At 36.4% G+C, this 23,757-nt stretch carries 21 protein-coding genes; 15 read left to right on the top strand and 6 right to left on the bottom strand.

All coding sequences use genetic code 11. From position 1 onward, the window contains the following. Positions 1-44: 44 nt before the first annotated feature. The 4 genes from folK to dksA all read right to left on the bottom strand — a co-directional run bounded on the left by folK (position 45) and on the right by dksA (position 3,495). Complete coding sequence (gene folK / locus SP041_RS10925; RefSeq protein ID WP_025562607.1) at positions 45-527, bottom strand: 2-amino-4-hydroxy-6-hydroxymethyldihydropteridine diphosphokinase; 483 nt, start codon at positions 525-527, stop codon at positions 45-47. After that, positions 520-1,866 carry a polynucleotide adenylyltransferase PcnB gene (pcnB, locus tag SP041_RS10930; RefSeq protein WP_037047761.1) on the bottom strand — a complete coding sequence of 449 codons (1,347 nt, stop codon included), beginning with the start codon at positions 1,864-1,866 and terminating at the stop codon, positions 520-522. The genes folK and pcnB overlap by 8 nt, the downstream gene beginning before the upstream one ends. A 201-nt stretch (positions 1,867-2,067) precedes the next feature. Further along, the gene (gene gluQRS / locus SP041_RS10935) at positions 2,068-2,961 is read right to left on the bottom strand and encodes a tRNA glutamyl-Q(34) synthetase GluQRS (RefSeq protein WP_025562609.1); all 894 of its coding nucleotides are present in this window, start codon (positions 2,959-2,961) and stop codon (positions 2,068-2,070) included. 84 nt (positions 2,962-3,045) lie between these two features. Beyond that, positions 3,046-3,495, bottom strand: coding sequence for an RNA polymerase-binding protein DksA (dksA, locus tag SP041_RS10940; protein ID WP_025562610.1), 450 nt, complete (start codon positions 3,493-3,495; stop codon positions 3,046-3,048). Between the two features lie 270 nt (positions 3,496-3,765). Here dksA and hrpB point away from each other — a divergent pair, with 270 nt between their 5' ends. The 5 genes from hrpB (at position 3,766) to rlmF (ending at position 10,845) form a co-directional block, all read left to right on the top strand. Continuing rightward, entirely contained in the window at positions 3,766-6,246 is a 2,481-nt protein-coding gene (gene hrpB / locus SP041_RS10945; RefSeq protein ID WP_025562611.1) for an ATP-dependent helicase HrpB, read from the top strand. Positions 6,247-6,374: 128 nt separating this feature from the next. Next, the gene (gene mrcB, locus SP041_RS10950; protein ID WP_037047764.1) at positions 6,375-8,606 is read left to right on the top strand and encodes a penicillin-binding protein 1B; all 2,232 of its coding nucleotides are present in this window, start codon (positions 6,375-6,377) and stop codon (positions 8,604-8,606) included. A 1-nt stretch (position 8,607) separates the two neighbouring features. Then, positions 8,608-9,027, top strand: coding sequence for a SufE family protein (locus SP041_RS10955; RefSeq protein ID WP_037047766.1), 420 nt, complete (start codon positions 8,608-8,610; stop codon positions 9,025-9,027). Beyond that, the gene (locus SP041_RS10960; RefSeq protein ID WP_025562612.1) at positions 9,020-9,835 is read left to right on the top strand and encodes a DUF3108 domain-containing protein; all 816 of its coding nucleotides are present in this window, start codon (positions 9,020-9,022) and stop codon (positions 9,833-9,835) included. Before SP041_RS10955 ends, SP041_RS10960 begins: the two co-directional genes overlap by 8 nt. Before the next feature lie 11 nt (positions 9,836-9,846). Further along, entirely contained in the window at positions 9,847-10,845 is a 999-nt protein-coding gene (gene rlmF, locus SP041_RS10965; RefSeq protein ID WP_025562613.1) for a 23S rRNA (adenine(1618)-N(6))-methyltransferase RlmF, read from the top strand. Between the two features lie 646 nt (positions 10,846-11,491). On the opposite strand, the gene satP is transcribed toward rlmF, so the two are convergent. Next, positions 11,492-12,070, bottom strand: a complete 579-nt coding sequence (gene satP / locus SP041_RS10970) for an acetate uptake transporter (RefSeq protein WP_025562614.1) — start codon at positions 12,068-12,070, stop codon at positions 11,492-11,494. Positions 12,071-12,377: 307 nt separating this feature from the next. Here satP and SP041_RS10975 point away from each other — a divergent pair, with 307 nt between their 5' ends. From SP041_RS10975 to cdd, 8 genes are all read left to right on the top strand, one after another. Then, on the top strand, positions 12,378-13,145 hold the full coding sequence (locus tag SP041_RS10975; RefSeq protein WP_025562615.1) for an ABC transporter ATP-binding protein: 768 nt from the start codon (positions 12,378-12,380) through the stop codon (positions 13,143-13,145). A 126-nt stretch (positions 13,146-13,271) separates the two neighbouring features. Then, positions 13,272-14,045, top strand: a complete 774-nt coding sequence (locus SP041_RS10980) for an ABC transporter substrate-binding protein (RefSeq protein ID WP_025562616.1) — start codon at positions 13,272-13,274, stop codon at positions 14,043-14,045. Between the two features lie 146 nt (positions 14,046-14,191). Beyond that, the gene (locus SP041_RS10985) at positions 14,192-14,932 is read left to right on the top strand and encodes an ABC transporter permease subunit (protein ID WP_025562617.1); all 741 of its coding nucleotides are present in this window, start codon (positions 14,192-14,194) and stop codon (positions 14,930-14,932) included. A gap of 2 nt (positions 14,933-14,934) precedes the next feature. Continuing rightward, positions 14,935-15,609 (top strand): ABC transporter permease, encoded by a 675-nt coding sequence (locus tag SP041_RS10990; RefSeq protein WP_025562618.1) that lies wholly within the window; start codon positions 14,935-14,937, stop codon positions 15,607-15,609. A gap of 498 nt (positions 15,610-16,107) precedes the next feature. Further along, entirely contained in the window at positions 16,108-16,323 is a 216-nt protein-coding gene (locus SP041_RS10995) for a TIGR02450 family Trp-rich protein (RefSeq protein ID WP_025562619.1), read from the top strand. A gap of 194 nt (positions 16,324-16,517) precedes the next feature. Then, entirely contained in the window at positions 16,518-17,510 is a 993-nt protein-coding gene (locus tag SP041_RS11000) for an alpha/beta fold hydrolase (protein ID WP_025562620.1), read from the top strand. Positions 17,511-18,073: 563 nt separating this feature from the next. Next, positions 18,074-18,832, top strand: coding sequence for a uridine phosphorylase (udp, locus tag SP041_RS11005; protein WP_025562621.1), 759 nt, complete (start codon positions 18,074-18,076; stop codon positions 18,830-18,832). 46 nt (positions 18,833-18,878) lie between these two features. Continuing rightward, the gene (gene cdd, locus SP041_RS11010) at positions 18,879-19,286 is read left to right on the top strand and encodes a cytidine deaminase (protein WP_025562622.1); all 408 of its coding nucleotides are present in this window, start codon (positions 18,879-18,881) and stop codon (positions 19,284-19,286) included. A 105-nt stretch (positions 19,287-19,391) separates the two neighbouring features. Here cdd and SP041_RS11015 read toward each other — a convergent pair whose 3' ends face one another. After that, complete coding sequence (locus SP041_RS11015; RefSeq protein ID WP_025562623.1) at positions 19,392-20,753, bottom strand: hypothetical protein; 1,362 nt, start codon at positions 20,751-20,753, stop codon at positions 19,392-19,394. 419 nt (positions 20,754-21,172) lie between these two features. Here SP041_RS11015 and tal point away from each other — a divergent pair, with 419 nt between their 5' ends. Both tal and SP041_RS11025 read left to right on the top strand, forming a co-directional pair. Continuing rightward, a complete protein-coding gene (tal, locus tag SP041_RS11020; protein WP_137297758.1) occupies positions 21,173-22,123 on the top strand; it encodes a transaldolase in 951 nt (316 codons plus the stop codon). Between the two features lie 157 nt (positions 22,124-22,280). After that, positions 22,281-23,537 carry a NupC/NupG family nucleoside CNT transporter gene (locus SP041_RS11025; RefSeq protein ID WP_137297759.1) on the top strand — a complete coding sequence of 419 codons (1,257 nt, stop codon included), beginning with the start codon at positions 22,281-22,283 and terminating at the stop codon, positions 23,535-23,537. The last annotated feature ends 220 nt before the right edge of the window (positions 23,538-23,757 follow it).

Here is a 23,757-nt window from a genome sequence, read left to right on the forward strand (position 1 = left end):
TGTGATTTGACAGGTGAATGATTTTACTGCGCTAATGAATTAATTCAACCTGTAATAGCGGTCAAACCATTTTTATCGCAGTGTTTAAGCATTTCGATCAGAGAAGTGCCATCGGGCATTTGTAGAATAGGGGCTATTTCAAATAGAGGATAGAGCACAAACTCTCGTTCTTTCATTCCATAGTGAGGAACTGTTAAACGCTCATTATCAATTGCTTTGTCGCCATATAGAATAATATCTAAATCTAATGTTCTGGGTCCCCAACGGTTTTCTTTACGTTCTCGACCTTGTGCTTGCTCGATGGCTTGTAGCGCATCAAGCAATTCAATCGCTGATAATGTTGTGTCTATCTTGGCGATAGCATTAATATAATCAGGTTGATCCTGAGGGCCCATAGGCGCACTACAATATAAAGAAGAACAAGTGACAAGTGTCGTATCTTTTATATTGTTTAGTGCGGTAATGGCTTGTTTTGCTTGTTCAATCGGTTGTGCTTGGTTACTACCAATTGCAATATAACTAATCATTACTCTTACTCACAACAGGCTTACGTTTTACTTTGTTATAGCGGCGCTTTTTCGCTGGTCTATCGGCATCGGGTTTGAACTCTTTTGCTTTATTAACATTGCTACGTGCGTAATTATGCTCTGGTAACTTGTTATGCAATTGATATTCTTCCCACCATGCTGTTAGCTCAGCGAGTTCACGGCTTTGTTCAACGCGTGCTCTTAATGCTAGAAAGTCAAAGGCAGCTCTAAATTTTTCATGTGCATAAACACGTTGAGCGCGTTTACCGCCAAAGCGAGGTAGACGATGCTGTAAAATCCAAATATCACGAATAGCCGCAGTAAAGCGTTTAGGTATGGCAATTGTTTTCACTTGAATCGTTAACACTTCATTCATTGCGAGCATAAATGCATCATGCAGCTCGATACCACTTTCAAAACTCATTTCTTGTGCGCGTTGCTCAAGTGGGTACCATAACATCACGGCGTAAATATAAGCGGGAGTGACACGTTTACCTTCAGATATACGTTTGTCAGTATCCATTAATGCTTGTTCAATCATCTTAGTCGCTTTGTCATCTTCACCATCTTTAAATAAGATTGGGAACAACACTGCTAATAACTTGTATTCTTTTAATAGACGATAAGTCGCTAAACCTTGACCCGACAATAATAGTTTAATGACTTCATCAAAATGTCGAGCTGCTGGAATATCTTGCAATAATGATGCTAAACGGCGAATCGGTTCTGCACATTCATCACTGATTGATAAATCTAATTTAGCAGCAAAGCGGATCGCACGTAGCATACGAACAGGATCTTCACGGTAACGTACTTCAGGCTCACCAATTAAAGTTAAGCGACGTTGCGCCAAGTCATCCATACCACCACAGAAGTCATACAGTGAGAAGTCTGCAATGTCGTAATACAATGCATTAACCGTAAAATCACGACGTTCCGCATCTTCTTCTAAAGAGCCGTAAACATTATCGCGAAGCAACATGCCTTCTTGTGATTGTTTTACTTTTTGTTTGTCTTGCTCTGTTTCATCATGGTGACCACGGAATGTAGCGACTTCGATGATTTCTCGACCAAATAAAATATGTGCAAGACGGAAACGACGACCAATTAAGCGACAGTTTCTAAACAATGCTTTTACTTCTTCAGGTGTTGCGTTTGTTGTGATATCAAAATCTTTTGGCTTTAAGCCTAATAATAAATCACGTACGCCACCGCCAACTAATAAAGCGCGATAGCCTGCGTTATGTAAACGGTATAAAACCTTTAATGCATTTTCATCAATATCAGATCGAGAAATAGAGTGCTGTTCGCGTGGGATCTTATATTGATCTAACGAAATGACGGCTTCTGTCGTTTTTTTCTTTTGAAATACTTTTTTTACGAGTTTGCTTAAGCGTTTAATAGCTTTATCCTCTGCATCTATTTAGATGGAATTAGTCTGAAAAATGATGCGCTTATTTTATGTGCGCTAATTATTAAAAACAAATTAAATTTATGTCTCTTAACGTTGTCTTTTATTTAATACTATAAAGGACGTGATTCATATCTGAATCTCTAATTGTTTCGGTACGTTATCTAATGACCAATATTCTGTTGCCCATTTTAAAATTTCACTGCATGTATTTAGCGCCATATTATCTGGAACAGGGTGTCCTAAAAAAGCTAATACCCGTTTTAAGGTGGGTACTGGGTCTTGTTTATTAACGGCAACAGCATGGTTTTGTTTAGATAACTTAACCCCTGGCTCCGTTACTGCTAATGGAAGATGCACATAGTTTGGAATATCTGCATTCAATAGTTGATACAAACTTATCTGCTTACCGGTGGTACTGATTAAGTCAGCCCCTCTCACAACTTCCGTAATACCCTGCTGAATATCATCAACGACGACGGCTAAGTTATAGGCATATAAACCATCTTTTCGTTTAATGATAAAGTCATCGTCAATCTGAGTGGAGTCTAATACCACTCTACCTTGTAACTTATCTTCAAAGTGTGTTGTCTTATTGATAATTGATAATAAATTAATACGCAGCGCATTACCTATCATTACGTTATTTTTATCACGACACTGGCCTTGGTAATAGCCACCTTGTTGTTTAATCATTTTACGAGTGCAACAACAGGCATAACATAAATTACGTTTACTAAGCTCTTTTAACACGGCTTCATAGTATTCGCTTTGTTGATGTTGGTAAATCACCTTTTCATCCCATTGCAAACCATAAGCTTGTAATGTTTCAAGGATATCTTCACTGGCGCCTGCAATTTCTCGAGGAGGGTCGATATCCTCAATACGAACTTGCCAAATACCTTGTTGAGATTTTGCCTGTAAATAGCTACCCACTGCCGCAACCAAAGAACCAAAATGTAATGATCCTGATGGTGACGGAGCAAATCGACCTATATAAGGTTTATTCTCTTTTAACGGCAACTTACTTCCTACAATCTTACTTTTTGCATAAACAAAAACGGTTAGCAAATGCTAACCGTTTTTCAGTTTGTTTAATCGCTTGGATTAACCAATACTTTGTTTTTCTTTTATTTCAGCTAGTGTTTTACAATCGATACATAAGTCGGCAGTAGGGCGAGCCTCTAAACGACGAATACCAATTTCTACACCACAAGATTCACAAAAACCAAAATCATCTTCTTCGATTTTCTTTAATGTTTTAGAAATTTTCTTAATTAAACGACGTTCGCGATCGCGAGCACGTAATTCTAAGCTAAATTCTTCTTCTTGTGTTGCACGGTCAACAGGATCAGGGAAATTTGATGCTTCATCTTTCATGTGATCAACAGTACGGTCAACTTCTTCACGTAATTGAGTGGTCCAAGCCGTAAGAATATTAGTAAAGTGTTCACGTTGCGCTTTACCCATATACTCTTCGCCAGATTTCTCTTGGTATGGCTCTACTCCAGCAATTGCTAAAATACCGAGTGTTTTTTTGCTTTTAATAGCAGGCATAAATTTTCCTTCTTCCGATGCTGAATAAAATCTTTAAACGCATCAAAACGGTGATAAATATAAACAATAGGTCGAACAAACTTTGCTAACATAGAGGCATCAGTTTTTTTTCGGCGCTATCTATAGCAAGTATTGTTTGTAAAGTCAAATAAAGTGTTACTAATTGTAAACTTATGATCTTGTTTTTGTGCTATGTATTGTGTTTTCAACAATCTTGTTTTATTCACTGTATTTCTTTTATCTATTTATTTTTTAAGGGTTGTTGCATCAATGTTACCTATTCAAGCTGTGTTACCTGAGCTTAAACAACAACTTTTACTTTGTTCACAGGTTATTCTTCAAGCACCTCCAGGGGCGGGTAAATCGACTTACTTACCGTTAATGCTATTAAAAGAAAAATGGTTTACTGGTAAAATTATTATGTTGGAACCGAGAAGGTTAGCTGCGCGTAATATTGCACATTATCTCGCCAAACAATTAGGGCAACCTGTTGGACAGCAAATTGGTTATCGTTTACGTGGTGAAACTAAAGTAAGTGCAGAAACACAATTAGAAATTGTCACGGAAGGCATATTAATTCGTTTACTGCAAAATGATCCTGAATTAACGGGGATTGATTTAGTTATTTTCGATGAGTTCCATGAGCGAAATTTACAGGCAGATTTAGGCTTAGCCTTATGTCTTGATACGCAAGCCAGTTTGCGTGAAAACTTATCTTTATTGATTATGTCTGCAACCTTAGATAATCAATCACTGCAACAGCATCTTCCAGAAGCGGCTTATGTAAGTTGTGATGGAAGAAGTTTCCCTATTAAATATATTTATCAACCTGTGCTTGGTCGAGGGCTTAATACGGATAAGCACAAAGCATTGGTGTCTTTAGTTGAAACCGCTTATCAAGAACAAAAAGGCAATATATTAGTCTTTGTAGCGGGAGTCAGAGATATTTTACAATGTTGTCGTGACTTACAACAATGGATTAATACCCATAAGCTACCTGTTTTATTAGCGCCTCTCTATGGAAAACTCAGTTTAGATGAACAGCAATTAGCGATTCAACCGCCTCTACCTAATATACGGAAAATAGTGGTTTCTACCAATATCGCAGAAACCAGTTTAACCATTGATGGTATTACTGTTGTGGTTGATTCCGGTGTCGAAAACACTTTTCAGTTTCAAGCTCAAACAGGTTTTGGTAAATTAAAAAGTCAAACTATCAGTGAAGCAAGTGCCATTCAGCGAGCTGGACGAGCAGGGCGACTAAGTGCCGGTACTTGTTATCGTTTATGGGCTAAAGATAAACGGCTGGCAGCACAGAGCGAAGTCCCGATTTTGCAAAGTGAGTTAACGTTATTGATGTTAGAAATATGTGCCTGGGGCGTCACTGACCCGAGTCAACTGCCTTTTTTAACTCAGCCTCATGAAAAAAATGTGCAAGTCGCCAAACAACTACTGCAAAGTCTTGATGCCATTGATGAGCGCGGTCGTTGCACTGCACATGGTGAAAAAATTATTGAATTTGCCGTTACGCCACGATTAGGGCACATGGTGATTAAAGCACAAACCTTAGCCAAAACATTAGATGAGCCGAATCTGGTTGCTTTAGCTTGCTTATTAACTGCCTTTTTAGAAGGAAATGAAAAAAGTAGTGATGATATTATTGCCGAGCTCAATTCAATTTCATACTCAGTAAAAACACAATATCAAGCGTTATTAAGAAAGTGTAAGGTCAACGCGCCAAGTATTGTACCAGTGCAATATTGTGGCTTATTATTAGCTATTGCGTTTCCTGACCGCATTGCTTTTAGTCGTGGGCATAGCCAGCAACATGATTATTTACTCAGTAACGGGGCTGGGGCATGTTTAGCAAACCATTCAATGCTGCTCAACGAAAAAATGCTGGTGGTTGCTGATTTAGGGCTTTCAGAACAGAAATCGAATAGTCTTATTTTTAAAGCTTGTGCGATTGATTTAGAAGAGATCAAAAAATACCTCCCACATTATATACAATCTACCGATTATCTTTGTTGGTCATTAAAAGAAAATAAGTTAATCGCTGAACAGCGAACAATGCTGGGTAAAATAACCCTTAATAAAGCACCATTAGCTCAAGTTAGTAAACAACAAAAACTGAAAGCCTTGTTAAATGGATTGCGTCAAGCTGGTTTATCTATGTTGCATTGGAGTGAGGTGAATAAAGCCTTGTTAACTCGTTTACGTTACGCCTCTTTACAATATGAGCAAGCAAGAATTATCGATTCAGTTGATTACAGTGAAAACATTTTATTGGCTGAACTAGAAATGTGGTTAGCGCCTTTTTGTATTGGCATTACACAACCAGAACAATTTAAAAAAATCGATTTAAAAGCCGCACTGTTATCGCGCCTTAATTGGCAGCAGCAACAGACATTTGAAGCGCATTTTCCATTAACTATTTCAGTACCGACAGGATCGGCAATAAAATTAGCGTATCGAGAACAACAAAATCCGTTGTTGTCAGTTAAAATGCAGGAATTATATGGGCAAGCTCAAACCCCCTGTATTTTTGATGGACGAATTAGTATTCAATTAGCGTTGTTATCGCCAGCCATGAAACCGTTGCAAGTAACACAGAATTTAAGTTCATTTTGGTCTGGTGCATATAAAGAAGTACAAAAAGAGATGAAAGGGCGGTATCCGAAGCATTTTTGGCCTGATGATCCAGCAAACGCAATTGCAACGCGTAAAACAAAAAAACATTTATCCAAATGATGATATGAAAACCTAAACAACGTAGGATCGGTTCTTCGCTATGCAAACTCTCATTTCAAAAAGCTAGCGCTATAAGAATCTACCGTTCAATCTCTATCTTTTAAAAAATTGAGTTAAATAAACCTGTTATGGCAAAAGCACCTAAAAAAGAAAGTACTAAAGCGACTCCTAAAGCTAAACCTAAAGAGAACACTAAAAAAAGTGCCGCTAAAAACCCTAAAACAGTACGTAAAACGACAGATGGTAAAGCGAAAAAAACAAATAAAAAATCCAATAAAAAGACCTTGAAACAACGTATTTTAAGGTCTATCTGGTCGTTTATTTGGAAAGCAAGTTTAGCGTTTATTGCCTTTATTGTTATTTCAGGAATTTATTTCGATAAAAAAATATCCAATCGATTAGATGGTTCCACTTGGACATTGCCTGCCACTTTATACGCGCGTCCATTATCATTAGAAGTGGGGTTACCTTTAACTAAAAGCGCCTTGGTGAGTGAGCTTAAATTGCTCAATTACCGCGCTGTAAGGTCAATTGAAAGTGCGGGACAATTCGCAGTTAAAGGCGAAGAGGTCATTATCTATCGTCGTGCTTTTAATTTTCCTGAACGGTCTGAGCCTGCTGCATTAGTGCGAGTTAACTTTGACGCTCAAGGGGTTAGTGCTTTAAAAAATCAACAGCAAGTTAATATAAATGGGTTTCGTTTAGAGCCTTTATTGTTAGATAGGCTTAATAGCAAACAAATCCAAGATCGGGTTTTTGTACCCTTTGAGAAAATTCCTGATTTGTTTGTTAATACCTTAATTTTAATGGAAGACCGTGATTTTTATCATCATCAAGGTGTCTCTCCTTTTGCCATTTTAAGGGCATTTATTGTTAACTTTAAAGCAGGCCATACGGTGCAAGGAGGCAGTACTTTAACGCAGCAGCTTGCGAAAAACCTATTCTTAACACAAGAGCGAAGTTTATGGCGTAAATTTCAAGAAGCTTACATGGCGGTATTGATTGACCATAAATACAGTAAAGACAAAATATTAGAAGCTTACTTGAATGAAGTTTATCTTGCTCAAAATGGGGCCACAGGTATTTACGGCATTAGTTTAGCCAGTAGTTTTTATTTTGCTCGTCCTATTGATGAGTTACGTATTGAGCAAATTGCATTAATGGTTGCAATTATAAAAGGACCTTCTTACTACAATCCTCGACGCAATCCCAAGCGAGCACTAGCTCGTCGAGATTTAGTGTTACGGTTGATGCTTGAGCATCATTATATTAGTACTGCACAATATAAAATTGCAGTGAAAAGCGATCTTAACCTAAGCAATGTTAAAGCATTGAATAATCGTGCAAACCCAGCATTTGTGAGTTTGTTGAATCGAGAGTTGACCAGTAATGTACCTGCTAGTATTCGTAAACAAAGTGGGCTATCAATATTTACGTCGATTTCTCCCCTAGCGCAAAAAAATGCTGAAACGGCCATTCAAAATGGTATTGCCAAAGTACAGAAAAAAGATCAGCATGACTTACAAGGTGCAATGGTGATCACTGACCGTCAATATGCAGAAATACGCGCATTGGTATCCGGTAAAAACGTTAAATTTAGTGGTTTTAATCGTGCGTTAGATGCAAGCCGTCCTATTGGTTCGTTGGTTAAGCCCCCGGTTTATTTAACCGCATTAGATAACGGCTATAAACTGTCTGATATTTTGAATGACAAAGAAATAGTACTTAAAAATAGTACAGGCCAACGTTGGAGACCTAAGAATTACGACCGAAAATTCCGTGGTGAAGTGACCTTAGAACAAGCGCTCGTTAAATCCTTAAATGTACCGACGGTTAACTTAGGGATGACAATCGGTTTGGATAATGTTATCGATAGTTTGCATAAAATGGGGGTAGATGAAAAAATACGTGCTTACCCGTCATTGGTGCTAGGCAGTGTCTCGTTATCACCATTTCAAGTGGCGCAAATGTACCAACCGATCGGCATGCGTGGAGTGTATAAACCGTTAACCATGATACGCACCATCGTTTCAAGTGATGGCGTTCCTTTATATCAGCGTAGTCCTGCTGCACGTCAAATATTCTCGCCTGATTCTGTCTCACAACTTTCTATTGCATTACATAAAGTGACAACAGAAGGGACTGCTCGTAGTTTACGTTGGCGTAACCCAGGACAATATTTTGCAGGTAAAACTGGGACCACTAATAATCTGAATGATAGTTGGTTCGTCGGCTATGACTCAGATGAAGTGGTGACGACTTGGGTCGGAAAAGATAATAACAAAAGTGCAGAATTAACCGGCAGTAGCGGGGCATTGGTTTTATTCTCCGGTTACATGAAAGAAAAAATAGGAAAATAGCGTGCAGCAATTAGGATCCATTAGTGATTTTGAACAACTTGAACAGGCTTTTATAGAAAACAAAAGTTGGGATAAACAATATCGATTAATTATTCAACTGGGTAAGTTATTAGACAGCCTACCTGCGTCATTAAAAAGTGAAGCTAACCAAGTAAAAGGCTGTGAAAGCTTAGCGTGGTTAGTGATTTCTGAACAGAATGACCATTATGATTTTGCAATGGACAGCGATACTCGTGTTGTAAAAGGATTAATGAAAATTGTCTCATTGATTTTTCAAGGCAAAACAAAACAACAAATTGAGCAAATAGATTGCAATGAACTATTTAAGCGATTAGGACTACTAAGTCATTTAAGCCCGTCACGTGCGAATGGTCTATTTGCCATTATTCATAACATTAAAGGAGTCAATCACATTGACTAATATTCGATTTTTAATCATCTTTACTAGCTTGTTTTTGTTGTTAACAAAACCAGCTTTTTCCATTACGACTGTAGATAAAACAACAAACGAACATACTATTTCAGAACAATCTGAAGTGACTGCAACAGGCACGGAGCCTAGCGCTAAAAGAGACGATGCCTCTTTTGTAAAAGAAAACCCTAATCAACAATTTATTTACGCAGTTAACTATAAAGGCATTTCAATCGGTGAAATGAAGCAAGAGTACCGTTGGAAGGGGAAAGATGTAGCGGTTAACTCTGTGGCTGATTTTTCTTTTTTATTGTTTTCATTTGGCGGCAGTCAACAATCTGATATTTACTGGAATGAATTGCAGCAAATATTTTTAAGCCGTTCTTTTTACCGTGAAAGCATTGGGTTTAGTACTGTTAATATGACTGCTAAATTTGATGAGACAGGGCATCATTCGCAAATTGTTAATAATGGTGATAAGTCTGAATACACTAGTGAAGAAGGGCCGATAGTTGATTTTAATACTATTAACTTACAGATCAGTGAAGGTTTAAAAGTAGGTAAAACTGACTTTGAGTTTTATATGCAAACGTCTGATGATATTGCACATTACTTTTTCCAAGTAAAAGGGAAAGAGATGATTAAAACCAAATTTGGTGAAGTTGAAGCTTACCGTGTCCAACAGGTAAGGAAAAAAGATCGTACTTTTATTGCGTGGTTTGCTCCTCGATTCGACCATCAAATGGTTAAGTTTGAATACGAAAGAAAAGTGTTAGATATCAATGGTGAATTAATTAAATATAACACTGAATTTTAAGGTTATTACACGTGAATAAAAAACTTAACACGGCTAAAAATGCTGCAAATGTTAAAACAGGTAAGGGCGCCTTACACCCACGCAACAAACATGTTGGGCAATATGACTTTCCAACTTTAATTGCGGCATGCTCAGAGTTAGCGCCTTATGTTATTAATAATCCTAGGGGCGATTTCTCAATCAACTTTAGTGACGCTCAGTCTGTGTTGCTATTAAACAAAGCGTTATTAGCACACTTTTATCATATTAGTTTTTGGCAAATACCTCCTGGTTACCTGTGTCCGCCGATCCCAGGACGCGTTGATTATATTCATTATATTGCTGACTTATTAAGTGAGTCATTTAATGGCAACATACCAATGGGAAGCCAAATTAAAGGACTTGATATTGGTTGTGGTGCAAACTGTATTTATCCTATCTTAGGAAGCCGTAGCTATGATTGGTCTTTCGTGGGAAGTGATATTGATGGGATAGCAGTAAAAACAGCTTCACTATTAGTGAGTGCAAATAAAAATATCAGTAAAAAAATCATTATTCGTCAGCAAAAAAACGCACAACATATATTGTCTGGCATAGTAAAAAAAGGCGATCGCTTTGCTTTTACTATGTGTAATCCTCCGTTTCATTCTTCAATGGAGGAAGCTTCTGCAGGGAGTTTGTTAAAACAAAAGAATCTCAGTAAAAAGTCTAAAGCGGTCAATACTGTTAATAAAGACGCCTCAACGCCTACTTTAAACTTTGCAGGGCAAGCACATGAACTTAGCTGTGCTGGTGGAGAGATTGCTTTTGTTAAGCAAATGGCGATAGAAAGCTTATTAGTTAAAGATAACGTTTGTTGGTTTACGTGCTTACTGTCAAAGAGTGAAAATGTGAGCCCCCTTAAAAAATTGTTAGAAAAGCAAAATACACAGCAAGTAAAAGTAATTGAAATGTCGCAAGGCCACAAAATCAGTCGTTTCATTGCATGGACCTATTTAGATGTTGAACAGCAAAAAGCATTTTTTGTTTAAAATCTAAGTTTGAAAAGGGAAGTCGTCATAAATTTGAATTAAGTCTAATGACTAACCTTTACGTGTTTCTATTACTTTTTACATTATCTCTTTACAACAGAAAGGGTAACCATGCTAGCTGCTATTGTAGAGTTTGATGTTATCGAAGGGATACAATATGAGTTTCGTGAGTTGTAGATAGCGACGACTGCATTAATATATCAACACACTTTATCTAGGTTCGGTGTAGCCTAAGTCCTGTGTCATCTAGGCTCAAGGCTACATGCCCCTGGAAATTGTTGTTTATCACTTATACACAGTGACCAAATTTAAGCCTCTATGCACATAAAAATGATTGCCTAGAGAGTGCAAAGCGTCCCAGAGAAAGAATGAGATTGATACTGTAAGGTAGGTAAACTTACTGCCCCACATAAGTTAAATGTTGCAGCCGATTTATTAAAGCCTACACCTTATAAAACTATCATCTTATGAAGTCATCACCTTATGAAATCTTGGTTGCACGTTTAGCTTTGTAATTACTTATTATGCTATAGCAGCCATTTCAGCGCGGATAATAGATACAAAAAAACCGAACAAATAATGTTCGGTTTTTTAATGGTTAAGTCATTAGTGCTAACTTAACTGATTCATTCTTTTCAAATAAAGCTTAACGTTCACCGATAGGCAATATAGTACGGCCGTATTGTTCGTTAATCACTTCAGCCATTGCTAAGTAAATTGCGCTTAAACCACAAATGATACCTTCGTATCCTGCAATATGACCGATTAGTTCATTACCAGTAAAGTCACGAATGGCGAGTAAGAAGAATAATACAGTTAAACTACCAAAGATAAACTGAAGTACTCGGTTACCGCGTAATGTACCAATAAACATGAAAGCTGTGAAAATGCCCCACATGACTAAGTACCATGCCATAAATGCATGAGGAGTTGCTTGAGTTGGACCTTCTTCAAGACCTAACTGTGGAAATAACAGTAACGCAACTAAGCTGATCCAGAAAAAACCGTATGAAGTAAAAGCAGTTAATCCGAATGTATTTCCTTTTTTAAATTCTAAAATACCAGCAATAACTTGTGCTATACCGCCGTAGCATAAACCCATTGCAAGAATCATTGCACTAATAGGGAAAAAGCCAGCATTGTGGATGTTTAATAGAACCGTTGTCATTCCAAAACCCATTAGTCCTAACGGGGCTGGATTGGCGTAATTAATTGATTGTGACACGTCATTTACCTTTTTGTATTATTTATTAAATTAAAAACGCGCGCACGATACCATGCGGTCACTTTTTGTAAAGGTAATCCGTACTCCCCCTTGTTTTTAGTCAATTTAAAGTATTAAATTAAAAAAAATACAACAATAAATTTAAAAAAATGATCTATATATTGTTTTTTAATAGGAAATGAAAATTAATTGTTTGTACATTTTAAAGCATTGGTGCACAGTTAGCGTTTGTATATATTTTATTAATTTATTCAACAAACTAGGTACAATCCATAATGAACTCGCTAAATTATAATGAAACTTGCTAATGACAGTACCTACTCTATCGATAAAAAACTTACATAAATCCTTCGCAGATAACCAAGTATTAAAGGGCATAGATTTAGACGCTCACAAAGGCGATGTTATCTCTATTCTTGGTGCTTCTGGTTCAGGAAAAAGTACTTTATTACGTTGTGTTAATTTATTAGAAACACCTACCTCTGGTGACATTTTAGTTAATGGTGAACTAATTGAAATGAAACAAGATATAAAACGTGGTGCTATTCCTGCTTCAAACAAACAAGTTGAACGTATTCGTAGTCGTTTAGCAATGGTCTTTCAAAGCTTTAATTTGTGGTCACATTTATCCGTGCTTGAAAATGTCATTGAAGCACCGGTTCATGTCCTTGGCGTGCCTAAAAAGGAAGCCATTGTTAAAGCAGAAGCTTTGTTACAACGCGTTGGATTATATGAACGTAAAGATTACTATCCTGGGCAGCTTTCAGGTGGCCAACAACAGCGAGTTGCGATTGCCCGTGCGTTAGCTGTTGAGCCAGAAGTGATGTTGTTTGATGAACCGACTTCGGCTTTAGACCCTGAGTTGGTAGGTGAAGTGTTAACCGTCATGCGTGATTTAGCAGAAGAAGGGCGCACTATGTTAGTAGTGACACATGAAATGGCCTTTGCTAGAGACGTCTCCAATAAAGTATTATTTTTACATCAAGGTTTAGTGGAAGAACAAGGAAAACCGGAAGATATTTTTACAAACCCCTCTTCGGAACGTTTTAAACAATTTATATCCACCGTTTATTAATTCATTTATATTAAAGTCTTACTGTCGCGATTTAGACCATAAGTTGCGCAGCAAGTTTTATAATAAGTTACACGACACTTTATATTTTTATTAAAACAGTTATCTATCATAAAATAAGGAAATACCATGAAAAAACTTAGCCTACTAATCGCGTTATTTGCATTTTCATTTAATGCTGCAAGTGCAAAAGAATGGAAAGAAATACGTATCGGAGTTGAAGGTGCATACCCTCCATTCAGTAAAACAGAAGAAGACGGTAGTATTACTGGTTTCGATATTGATATCGCGAATGCATTATGTGCTGAGTTAGAAGCTAAATGTACATTAGTTAAACAAGATTGGGATGGCATCATTCCTGCTCTTTTAGGTCGTAAATTTGACGCAATTATTGCAACAATGGATATTACTGAAGAACGCCAAAAGAAAGTCGCATTCACTAAAAAATACCAACATATCCCAGCTCGTTTTGTGGCTAAAAAAGGCGTGACTTACGAAGCAACTGAAGCGTTTATGGAAGGTAAAAAAATTGGTGTTCAACGTGCAACAACAATGGATTTATACATCTCTGATAACTTTCCTTCTGCAAAAATCAAACGTTACGGTTCTGCTGATGAAGCATACTTAGATTTAAAAGCAGGTCGTCTTGATTACGTAATGGCTGATTCTGCAGCAATTGCTGATGGTCTACTTGCGAAAGAAGGTGGCGATAAGTTTGAGTTTGTTGGTCCTAAATTAAACGATCCTAAATGGTTTGGTTACGGTGCAGGTATTGCAATTCGTAAACAAAATAAAGACTTAGCTGAGCAATTAAATAAAGCAATTGACGCTATCCGTGCTGACGGTACGTACAAAACAATTCAAGATAAATACTTCACTTTTGATGTATACGGTCAAGAATAAGCGTCGTTATTGTTAATTTCTATTAACAAACCTCGTTAAAATGGAAAGGGTGATAACAACTTTTAATTTTTTTTATAGGTTGTTTCATCCTTTTTTATTATGCCTAACGAATGATTGTAACGGGCATTAATTAAAAAGAAGTTTATATGTTTGCTTTATATGGTTACCAAGAGATTTTTTTAGAAGGAGCATGGCTAACACTGCAAGTGGCCTTGTTATCCTTAGTGCTTTCTGTCGCATTGGGTTTATTAGCTGCTTTAGCTAAGTTATCTCACTCAACAATATTGAAGACGATAGCAACGCTATACACTACTATTATTCGTGGTATCCCTGATTTAATCTTAATGTTATTAATCTTCTTTGGTGGGCAACTGCTGATCAATGATATGAGCTATACCCTTAATGAATGGTTAAATGAAACGATCACTGGTTACTATCCTACCCATGAATGGACTGCTTATTTACCTGAATATATTGATATTAGTCCTTACTTTGCTGGCATTATCACCATTGGTTTTATTTTTGGTGCTTATATGGCGGAGACCTTTCGAGGTGCTATTTTATCCGTTGATAAAGGCCAATTAGAAGCGGCTACTGCTTATGGTATGAATAAATATAAACGTTTTTTTCGTGTTATGTTTCCGCAAATGATGCGCCATGCATTACCTGGCTTAGGTAATAACTGGTTAGTGTTATTAAAAACAACGGCATTAGTGTCGATTATAGGTTTGCAAGATATGGTAAAGATCGCTGGTGATGCATCAGGGTCAACACAAAAACCATTTACCTTTTACTTGGTTGTTGCATTAGTTTTCTTATTTTATACCGCTGTGTCTACTTCTGTCCTCAAATGGGCAGAACGTAAATACAGTATACAAACGAGGTAAATATGGATTTTTCAATTATTCTTAATGAATACCAGTTTTACCTTGATGGACTATGGACGACCACATGGTTAGTGGCTCTTTCATTGTTGATTGGTTTAGTGATCGCATTACCTGCAGGTGTGTTACGTAGCCATCCAAACTGGTTAATTAAAGGGCCTATTTGGGCTTATATGTACTTTTTTCGTGGAACGCCATTATTGGTACAATTATTCTTAATTTATTATGGTGTCGCGCAGTTTGATTCATTACGCGAAAGCTGGTTATGGTATTACTTTCAGGAAGCTTGGTTCTGTGCTTTATTAGCCTTTTCTTTGAATACTGGTGCTTATACAGCTGAAATTGTGCGAGGGGTGATTAGTACAATGCCTAAAGGCGAATTAGAAGCTGCAAAAGCTTATGGGATGAGTCGTTTGCAAATACTGAGACGTATAACATTACCTAATTCATTAAGACGTGCTTTACCTGCTTACAGTAATGAAATTATCTTTATGATACACGGTAGTGCTATTGCAGGTGTTGTTACGATTGTCGATATTACTGGTGCTGCTAGGGTGGTTAATGCACGATATTATGCGCCTTTTGAAGCTTATTTGGCAGCAGGTGTTCTGTATATGTGCTTAACCTTCTCTGTTATTTACCTGTTTAAGTTATGGGAAAAAAGCTACCAACATCAATAGTCGACGGTTGATAGTCGATAGTTGTGTTCAAAGTAAATCGTTATCAAACATAATAAAGGTGCTGTTAGTTTTATCGCAGTACCTTTATTAATAAGATAGTGAGATGACGAGATCCAAATTATTCATTAGACTGCTTATTAGCTAACCTCAGTTCTGTATAAGCAAAACGATACAACCCTGCTATTTTCAAGGGGTTCTGCGTTAAATTATCTCTCAATAATTCGCCTTGAACTACGCAAATGATTAATTAAATAATTCTATTTATCAAACACGCCTATTCATCAAATAACCTTATTAACCAACTGATTCAACTCATCAAAATTCACCAAATTACTAGCCAGCAAAATTAGTCTCTTTAAGTGTTGCGTTGTTTAATATTTTTATTTTATTATTTTTCTTACTCTATTGTTTTTATTAGGTCTGATCTCATTACTCATTAATTTCGTATTATTTAAATAATTGAACATATTATTTTTTAATGCACTGGGAGTATTTGCCATCAATAAAATTAACCCTAAAAAACTGCTTCGTAGTAAATGGACAGCAGTTAAATCTATTAACAAAGAGAAGCACTTTTTAATTACAGAAGTCGATTTTGACGAGGATGGAGGTGTGATTTTGTGTTTATTAGAAGCAATCATTTCACATCGTACAACAGATATTAATTGGCATGATTTAAAAGATACTGAACAATGGTTGCAAGGTTGGAAGTAACACGCATTATTTCTTAAGGTTGCTATTACTAGGACGATTTATAATTAAAGTTATTCGTTATATTTTAACTTCGCATTAAAAACGTTATTCTAAGGTGATGTCTATAAGTCTTTTCTTTAGATTGAAAATCGTATTCTTTGTCTTTCGTTTCACTGCGGTAGATAAAATCTCAAACTTAATGACGTTGGAGTCACATGGAACAGTTTATACCTGCAAAAGGACTTTCTAACAAACATTTACAATCTATATTGTCGAGTGCTGGTCCACGTAAGTTCTTTGAGAAACGTCGGAGTGCTGAGTTACTAACATCTTCCCAATCAGAAGTGATTACCACTCCCCAAGGTGTAAAATTACTTGGTTCACTTTCAAAAACTAAAGCTGCATGTAAAGGGGTAGCCATTCTTTTACACGGTTGGGAAGGGTGCTCTGAATCTTTGTATATGTTATCTAATGGTCAAAAGTTATTAGATGATGGTTACGATGTATTTCGTTTAAACTTTAGAGATCATGGTGGCACGCAGCATTTAAATAAAGATCTTTTTAATTCAATGCGTTTAGAAGAAATTGTAGAAGCAGTAAAATTCTTATGTCAAAAATACGGTGGCGCACATAATCTATTGTGTGGGTATTCTTTAGGTGGAAATTTCTGTTTACGCGTTGCTAACTTAGCCAAAGAACACAATATAAAGCTAGAACAAGCCATTGCAGTTTGTCCTTTATTAGATCCCCCTACGACAATGAATGAATTAAATAACGGCTTTTTTATCTATGAAAAATATTTTGTTAAACGATGGAAAAGCTCTTTATTTAAAAAGCTAAAACACCATAATCATTTCACTTATGGCGAACAACTTAAAAAGCTAAAAACATTAGATGAAATGAATGAATTCTTTGTTATTGGACATACTGATTTTACTAGCACGCAAGAATATTTTGAAGGTTATTCGATCCTCGGAAATGGTTTAAGTAAACTTGCTATTCCTACCACCATCATAACCTCTTTAGATGATCCTATGATTCCGGCTAAACAGTTAAATGATCTGTTTTCCTCTGAATGGTTAACTATTGATTTACAGAAAAATGGCGGACATTGCGCATTTATCCAAAATTGGAAGTTAGAAAGTTGGGCGAGTAAACGAGTGGTTTATTTAGCGAATAAGCAATATCAGAAATGTTTATCGCTTTAATTTTACCGTTAGCGGTCACTTTATCTTTATCTCTAGTTTCGCTCCTTTCTTTATAATTAAAGTAATTGATTCTTATGATGTTTTAATGGAAAAGATGAATGTTATTTACCCTCATACTTTTTTAAGCCATTTTCACTATAGCGTTTAAGACACTTTTAAAATACTTGAATGTGAACTTGGTTGATGGCTAAACAATGCTTTATTACATGCAATATTATGTTATTAAACTTAATGAACAAAAATCACAAAGCATCCTCTATTTTTATAACCACATATTTTGTGTATAGAAAATATCTGCTCTATTTTTTACCCATTGTATCGATCTAGATCTCACTTTGTTGTCTGTTTACTAAATACACTGATTTTACTTTTTAAATATACGCCTTTCATTTTCGGTCTGATCAGCACAACTCGTGTTACTAAAGCAGACTAAACAGATGAATCATTTAAGGTGTTCGATTTCATTGTTGCTAATTGAGTGAGCACCACGATTAACTTATAAATTAAATATTTAAATAAACTAACTTGTGGCAGTGTGGCTGCCTTTTGAAAAGGAAAATATTATGTCTGATGTATTTCATTTAGGATTAACTAAAGCGATGTTAGATGGTGCAACGTTAGCGATTGTACCGGGCGATCCTGAGCGTGTTAAGCGCATTGCTGAATTAATGGATAATGCGACGTTTTTAGCAAGCCATCGCGAATATACTATTTATCTTGCGTATATCGACGCTAAAGCAGTAGTGGTTTGTTCAACGGGTATTGGTGGTCCATCAACGTCTATTGCAGTGGAAGAACTTGCACAATTAGGTGTTCGTACTTTCTTACGTATTGGTACGACTGGTGCAATTCAACCGCATGTGAATGTGGGTGATGTGATTGTGACACAAGCATCGGTTCGTTTAGATGGAGCAAGTTTACATTTTGCACCGTTGGAATATCCTGCTGTTGCTGATTTTAATGCAACGACAGCCATGGTAGCGGCGTGTCGTGATGCGAATATCGAACCTCATGTGGGTATTACTGCATCAAGTGATACTTTTTACCCTGGCCAAGAACGCTATGATACGGTATCTGGTCGCGTTATTCGTCAATTCCAAGGTTCGATGCAAGAGTGGCAAGAACTTGGCGTACTAAATTATGAAATGGAATCATCTACCTTATTTACGATGTGTGCATCGCAAGGATGGGCAGCCGCTTGTGTCGCTGGGGTTATTGTTAACCGTACGCAGCAAGAGATTCCAGACGAAGCAACCATGAAAAAAACAGAGTCTCACGCGATATCAATCGTTGTTGCAGCCGCTAAGAAGTTATTAAAATAAATAGTAGCGATTAACATTTAAAGCTATAAAAATCAGGGAATATAAAATGAAGAAGAATTACTTTAGTGAATTAAAAGTGTTATTAGATAACAGCTCTGCGCCTTACTCAGGCTTTAATGTCGCGTCTGTCGTTGTCTGTAAAGATGGACGAGAGTTTAAAGGTGTCAATGTAGAATCTGCTGCTTACCCGACGACTATTTGTGCTGAACGTAATGCTATTTTTACTGCTGTTGCGGAAGGCATTACTAAAGGTGATATTCAAGAAGTACATATTGCTGCTCGTAACGCAGAAAAACTGTTAGTGACAGCACACCCTTGTGGATCATGTCGCCAAGTAATCGCAGAGCAATCGATGAATGATTGCCTCGTTTATAGTTATGAATCAGAATCGGTATACACACAGAATACGATTGCAGATTTATTGCCTTTTGCTTTTTTAGGTGCTGAGCTTTAAACACTTTATGTTTTAATTTGAAGGCACAAAACTGATTTTAGTACTAAATGATATTAGTTTTTTACCTTCTTTTTTAACCTTTAATTTTGACTATTTCCTTCATACTTACTCTGTATAATCACTTAAATAAATTGCTTCATTTAATAACTCAGTTGCAGTTAAAGCACTCTCTATCAAGCCAAATGACATCGCAGGTGTTTTATCTCGATGAGCCTGACAAAAATTAAATAATACTCGATGAATTTCTGAAAAATTAGCAATGGTATTGAAGCTATTTAAGCTTTTATTTAAGTTTTGTTCTAAATAGGTGTAATAACGATTTAAGTGATCCGTATCATTCAAGTGAAAAGGGATGTCATTTTTTGAGTTATTAGTAATTGAAGAATAAGCACCGAGTTCAAAGCTAAACCAACGATCACCCCACCAACCTATTTTTTTATTATTAAGTACTTCTTGGTTATTCAGAAAGGGCAAATAATAATACACATCTGCTTTACCCGTTTTAATTTCTGGATACGCTGACATGACGGCAGCTGCTCGAATGCTACTTTCTAATTCGATGTAATGACTATAACGCTGTGCTTTTTGAATAAAAGCTCTTAATAATGAAAAATGCACATAAACGAGCTTATTGGGATACAGCAAGTTGCAATGGTTAATGGCCTTTATTTCTCCAATCAATAACTTCTCAAAATGCTTGCGATATAACGTTTGTTGATAATGCTGTTTGATTTCATTTTCTACATTATTCGCATGAGTATCTTTAATGATCGTATTTTCACAGGTGTTATAAACATCTCGTTCAAGTAGCTTTTGTTTAGTTAAGTTATTCGTTTGTAATAAAACATAGCCGCTTTCAGCTTCTGCACTAAGGAGTGTATAAAAACCACGTTTATGGTGTAAATGTAAAACCTTACCTTCAGTTTGTAGTGCAATGTACTTACGTTCCATCACATCTTGCTCTTTTAAACGGCTATAATTAGTAAATAAGAGTGACAACTTTTCAAGATAAAAGTAATAAAGGCGTGCCGATAACCCTGTTTTTCTAATCGCGACATTGATGTCTAAATTATCAATAATCGTCTGTAATACTTGTCTAATCGCATCAATATTTTTATGTCGACCTAAACTATATATACGATGACAATTATTACACTTTAAACGTTGTGTTCCAGCCCCTGTAAAACCATGTAATTTCGCAGTGTTTTTTTCATTAAAAAAGAAATATTGATAGCAGTGTTTGCAGTGTGTAATTTTTCTAGCGAAGTGAAACGTTAGCTTTTCTTTTTGGATATTTTCAATTAATTCGTTATTGATCCAAGGTGGATTACTTCCACAGGCCTTACATTCCACTGAAAGGTAACCTAAACGTCTACTTTTATAAACATAGTCTTCGCTTCCATTTACACCAAAATTTTTGCAACTTATTGTTTTGCAACAATTAAAGTCTTTTCTAATATCAAACATAATGTTCACCTCTGTGTGCCACTTTAACATAAACAACATATTTTGTTAGCACCAGCAAATGCAAAGATTGCAATGTTAATTCTAGTGACTTAGATCTCATTTTAAGATGGTTCGAATCCCTAAAATTTGTTAATAACGAAATCGCAAGAAAGAAAGAATTAAGAAAAACAGTGACGTTGTTTACAGATAGATTTTAGAGATACAGACTAACTTTTTAACATTATCTTTATCAATTTGAATTGAATTATACAGTCAGGTGTTTTTGAATTGTTTGGGGTGTTGACATTGGTTTTATTAAACCATCAATAAGCATTAGCTTATCCCTTTTTTTATCGTAAAAATATCTTTTATATTAAAGATAAAATGCCTTCTAAGTTGTTTCAGCTTGTTAAGGATGAATAGAGTGAAAGGAAATAAATATGCAAAATAAATTAGAGCAGTTACGCAAAGTAACAACCGTTGTTGCAGATACCGGTGATATTGAAGCAATTAAACAATACCAACCAGAAGATGCAACAACTAATCCATCACTTATCTTAAAAGCGGCAACGATTGAAGCCTATGCTCCCCTTATTGCTGACGCTATTGATTATGCAAAAAAACAAAGTGCAGACAAGCAACAACAAGTTGAGATTGCTTGTGACATGTTGGCTGTCAATATTGGTAAAGAGATTTTAAAAACAATACCTGGTCGCATTTCTACAGAAGTTGATGCGCGCCTTTCTTACGACACTGATGCAAGTTTAGCGAAAGCCCGTCAATTGATAAAAATGTATAACGATGCAGGAATAAACAATGATCGTATCTTAATCAAGCTAGCGGCTACTTGGAACGGTATTCAAGCAGCTAAAGTACTTGAAAAAGAAGGGATTAACTGTAATCTCACGCTGCTTTTTTCATTCGCACAGGCACAGGCTTGTGCTGAAGCCAATGTGTTTTTAATTTCGCCATTTGTTGGCCGCATTATGGATTGGTATAAAGCGAAGCAGGGAACAGACTTTTCTGCTGCTGAAGACCCTGGTGTCTTGTCTGTAAGTAAAATTTACGACTACTACAAAGCACACGGTTATAAAACGGTTGTGATGGGCGCAAGTTTCAGAAACATAGGTGAAATTTTAGAGCTTGCTGGCTGTGACCGTTTAACGATTAGCCCACAATTATTACAAGAGCTAAGTGAGACAGAAGGGCAGGTTGAAACCAAATTATTTTCTGATGTCGATGTAAAAGCAACCCCAGCACCGTTAACGGAAGCTGAGTTTTTATGGGATCATAATCAAGACCCGATGGCCATTGAAAAATTAGCGGAAGGTATTCGCAATTTTGCTATCGATCAAAATAAATTAGAAACAATGATCATGGAAAAATTATAGTCATTGTTTAAGAAATTTGGTTTGTTAAGGAAATAACAAACCAGCCAATATTCGAATATCTCGGATTATACATGCCTGGGTTGGCCAGGATATTAGATGAAGATGACTGTTGGGTTATTCTTCAGTCAAATTGACATAAATGAAATGGAGTACAAATATGCAAATCATCATGGGTTTAGTGGGGATTATTTCCTTACTGTTAATTGCTTTTATTTTTTCTAAGCATAAAAAATCAATTAACTACCGTACTGTTGGTGGTGCTTTCGCGATACAAGCAATTATACCTGCTTTTGTTATATTTACTCCGTGGGGCGCGTCATTTCTACAGGGTATTTCAGCTGCAGTTCAAGGTGTAATTAATAGTGCCAACGCCGGTGTTAGCTTCCTATTTGGTGGTTTAGTCTCTGGCAAAATGTTTGAAGTATTTGGCGGTGGCGGTTTTGTCTTTGCTTTTAAAGTACTCCCTATCATTATCTTCTTTGCGTCATTCATGGCTGTACTGTATTACCTAGGTATTATGCAATTCATTATCAAAATATTTGGTGGTGCATTACAAAAATTGTTAGGCACTAGCCGTACTGAATCAATGTCTGCAGCTGCTAACGTATTTGTTGGTCAAACTGAAGCGCCATTAGTCGTTAAACCTTACATTAAACACATGACTCGCTCTGAGTTATTCGCTGTTATGTGTGGTGGTTTAGCTTCGGTAGCCGGTTCTGTATTAGTAGGTTATGCATCGCTAGGTGTTAGTCTTGAATACTTAATCGCTGCTTCTTTCATGGCTGCACCTGGTGGCTTATTAATGGCAAAAATTCTTGAGCCAGAAACTGAAGTTGCTAAAGAGCTAACAGCTGAAGAATTAGCTGCCGATGATGACGAAGATAAACCTGTTAATGTTATCGATGCCGCGGCGTCAGGTGCTTCTTCAGGTCTTAAATTAGCGTTAAATGTTGGTGCAATGTTAATTGCATTCATCGCATTAATTGCTTTAATTAATACTATCTTAGGTTCATTTGGTGATGTTATTGGTATTCAAGCATTAACACTGGAACAAATTTTAGGTTACTTATTTGCACCAATCGCTTTCTTAATTGGTATCCCATGGTCTGAAGCCGTTGTAGCAGGTAGTCTTTTAGGTCAAAAGCTAGTAGTGAATGAGTTTGTTGCTTACATCAACTTCATGGGTGTTAAAGATGCGTTAAGTGAACACTCTCAAGTTATTATCACTGTTGCTTTATGTGGTTTTGCTAACCTATCTTCGATGGCTATTTTATTAGGTGGTCTAGGTGTATTAGCCCCGTCACGTCGCCCTGATATTGCTCGTTTAGGTTTGAAAGCGGTAATGGCTGGTACATTATCTAACTTAATGAGTGCAACATTAGTCGGTATCTTCTTTGCACTAAGTATTGCATAGAGTTATATAAAAAATAGCTAAAAATATTGAGGTGCTCGTAAAGAGCCCTCAATAATACTTTCTTTTAGGTTTTAGCATTTACGTTTCTCGCTATAAACATAAATGCTAAACCCTAATTATTGAAACTTAAGTACTGAAATTGATAGTACTAACACTTAAATACTGACCCTTAAGTTGTTCATGTTAAGTGCTGAGTTTTAAGTGATTAATATTAAGTGGT

The organism is Psychromonas sp. SP041 (genome assembly GCF_000470315.2).
Classification (GTDB): Bacteria; Pseudomonadota; Gammaproteobacteria; order Enterobacterales; family Psychromonadaceae; genus Psychromonas.